The organism is Occallatibacter sp. (genome assembly GCF_049802275.1).
In the GTDB taxonomy this organism is placed as follows: Bacteria; Acidobacteriota; Terriglobia; order Terriglobales; family Acidobacteriaceae; genus Telmatobacter.
In genome coordinates this window covers 1-2,728 of sequence record NZ_JBARMD010000500.1, presented here as the reverse complement: position 1 = coordinate 2,728, position 2,728 = coordinate 1, and the positions used below count along the sequence as shown (strand labels likewise).

3 protein-coding genes are annotated in these 2,728 nt (G+C 58.2%); all 3 read right to left on the bottom strand.

The window, feature by feature from the left end:
• Positions 1–188: 188 nt before the first annotated feature.
• Complete coding sequence (gene trpS, locus WA354_RS17420; protein ID WP_472814294.1) at positions 189–1,373, bottom strand: tryptophan--tRNA ligase; 1,185 nt, start codon at positions 1,371–1,373, stop codon at positions 189–191.
• Between the two features lie 109 nt (positions 1,374–1,482).
• Positions 1,483–2,196, bottom strand: coding sequence for a site-2 protease family protein (locus WA354_RS17415; RefSeq protein WP_472814293.1), 714 nt, complete (start codon positions 2,194–2,196; stop codon positions 1,483–1,485).
• A gap of 64 nt (positions 2,197–2,260) precedes the next feature.
• On the bottom strand, positions 2,261–2,728 hold a 468-nt coding region (locus WA354_RS17410), incomplete at its 5' end, for an acyltransferase (protein ID WP_472814292.1).

Sequence of the window (2,728 nt, the reverse complement as noted above, 5' to 3'; positions counted from 1 at the left end):
CGGCGCGGGGCCGGGCTCGGGGTCGTTGACCGGACCACGATGCCCCGGTTCCGGATCGTCGACAGGTTGCGGAGCGGGCGAAGGCTCCTTGACTGGATCTTTCTGCGGATCGTTGGAAGGCTCGATCTCCGGGTTTTTCTTGACTTGGTTCAAAGACATCTCAACTTCGGGGGATTGTGTTTCGTTCGCTACTGTCTGGCCGTCAACTGCATTGCCGCGCGGACTTCGATCATGGTTTGCTCGGCCCGTGTGCGTGCTCTGTCGGAGCCATCTTTGAGGATATCCTCAACCTCGCTTGGAGTGAATCGCGCGCGCCGCTCCTGGATGGGATTGAGAATCTGCACCAGCGCGTCAGCCGCCCAGCCTTTGCATTCGATACACCCGATGCCCGCCGTTCGGCAGCCTTCATAGACTTTGGCCAGTGTCTCCGGCGTTGAGAAAACCTTGTGCAGATCGCCGACAGGGCACTTGTCTGGATCGCCCGGATCTTTGCGGCGAATGCGAGCAGGGTCGGTGACCATGGTCTTCAGCTTCTGACGGACCACAGGCTCAGGGTCGTTCAACTCGATAGTGTTGCCGTAGCTCTTTGACATCTTGCGGCCATCGGTGCCCGGGAGCTTGGGCGATGGCGTGAGCAGCACATCGGGCTCGGGAAGGACGACGGACCTTTCGGACCGGAGAACGTCTTCCGAAATCCCTTCACGGTAGTTAAGGCCCACTTCAGAATCCGCAATTGGGTGGAGTCTCAAGAACTCCTCTTCCTTACCCATTTGACGAATTTGTTCTCGAGTGTAGCTCTTCATCGGAGCATTGCGGACAAGCGGGTCTTTCGGATAGAGGAAGTTGAATCGCCGAGCGATCTCCCGTGTCAACTCCACATGCGCCTGCTGGTCTTGGCCCACAGGCACGAATTTTGGTCGGTAGAGCAGGATATCCGAGGCCATAAGGACCGGATAGCCGAGGAATCCGTATGTAGTTAGGTCCTTGCTGGCTAGGTTTTCCTGCATTTCCTTGTAACTCGGCACTCGCTCTAACCAGCTTAGCGGAGTGCTCATTCCCAGCAAGAGTGGCAGTTCGAAATGCTGCTTCACATGGCTTTGCACGAAGAGGACGCTCTTCGAGGGATCGAGTCCGGCCGCCAAATAATCGAGAATCACCTCCTGGGTGTTGGGAATAATTTTCGACGTGTCGGCGTAGTCGGTGGTGAGTGCGTGCACGTCGGCGATGAAGAAGTAGCACTCGTACTGGCCGCTGTCCTGCAGCTTGACCCAGTTTGCGAGTGCGCCCATGTAATTGCCCAGGTGCAGCTTGCCCGTGGGGCGCATCCCGCTCAAAACGCGGGGGCGAGAGGATGTATTTGAAGATTCCGACATTCTTTTTTCGATTCCGGGATAAGGCCGGGATTGGTCAGCCGTGTTTGATCAGCGAGGTCAAGTTTAAGGCTCGTTTCATTGTAGCGGCTGTGCGCGCCGAGAGAGGCGACTACCCGCGAGTCAGCACGAAGAGCACCACGGCAAACGCGGGAGCCAGGAGGAGGCGCATGATGTAGCCGCCCACGACAATCATGAGCAGCCAGCTTATCCACAGAGGAATGCGGTCGTAGGACTGCACGGCATTGTAGGGCAGGATGTTCCTGAGCAACTGGCTGCCATCGAGCGGCGGAATCGGCAGCAGGTTGAAAACCAGGAGCGCCAGGTTGATTTCCACGGCGGCGATACCCAGCAGCACGATGGCCTGCACGGATGGCGAGCTACCCGGCAGAAGAGCTCCGTGCAGAGTGAAATTGACGATCTCGCGCCCGCCTGGAGCCGCGTGAATGACAACCAGGAGCAGCACCGTGGCGATGGCGGCAAGCACCAGGTTTGAGACCGGACCGGCCAGGGTCACGAGGTTCTCGTCGCGGCGGATTTTGGTGAAATTGCGGCTGATGACCGGAGTTGGTTTCGCCCAGCCAATCAGGATTCCGCTGAAGAGTGTGAAGCCGATGAAGGGACCAAAGATGATGATTGCGGGCATGATGAGGGTGCCCACCGGGTCAATGTGGTACATGGGGTTCAGGGTCACCCGGCCTTGCAGCCGTGCCGTTTGATCGCCTAAACGCGAGGCCATCCAGGCATGCGAGCACTCGTGCACACTCAAAGAGAAAATGAGCAGAACAAACTTGAAGACCGCGATCGTAAATTCGGCAGACTGCACCAGACGCTCCCTGAGTTTGGAAAGCTCAGGTTAGCATGGCGGGTTGCACGACTGTTTCACCGCCTTAGACCTTGTAGGCCGGGTAGTGGCCGACGACTTCGCCTGCTCTGACATGCGTTCCACCCATGATGATTTCGTGGCTGCCGATGCGAGCGCCGTCGCCAATTGTGGTTGGCTGCAGCTTTACATCATCGGTGCCTTCATTGGCGTAGCTGTGGGAGAATATCCGGGCGAACGAGCCGATGATGGCGTTTTTGCCGATGGTGATGCCACCGCGGTCGTGCAGCAGAACTCCCTGGTGGATGACCGCGCCATCGCCGATGGAAAGCTTGTAGCCATAAGTCAGGTCGACGCCGTGGTGGATCTTTACCCCCGATCCCATGTGGTCGAAGATGTGCCGGCCCAGCATGCACCGGAAACGCAGTCCCAGCCACAGGTTCAGCCCGATCGGCGAGCGGTCGAACATCTTCCAGAACCAGATCAGCGGCTTGCGGATGGCAAATTCAGCGGGGTCGGCGTCGCCGAAGTATTC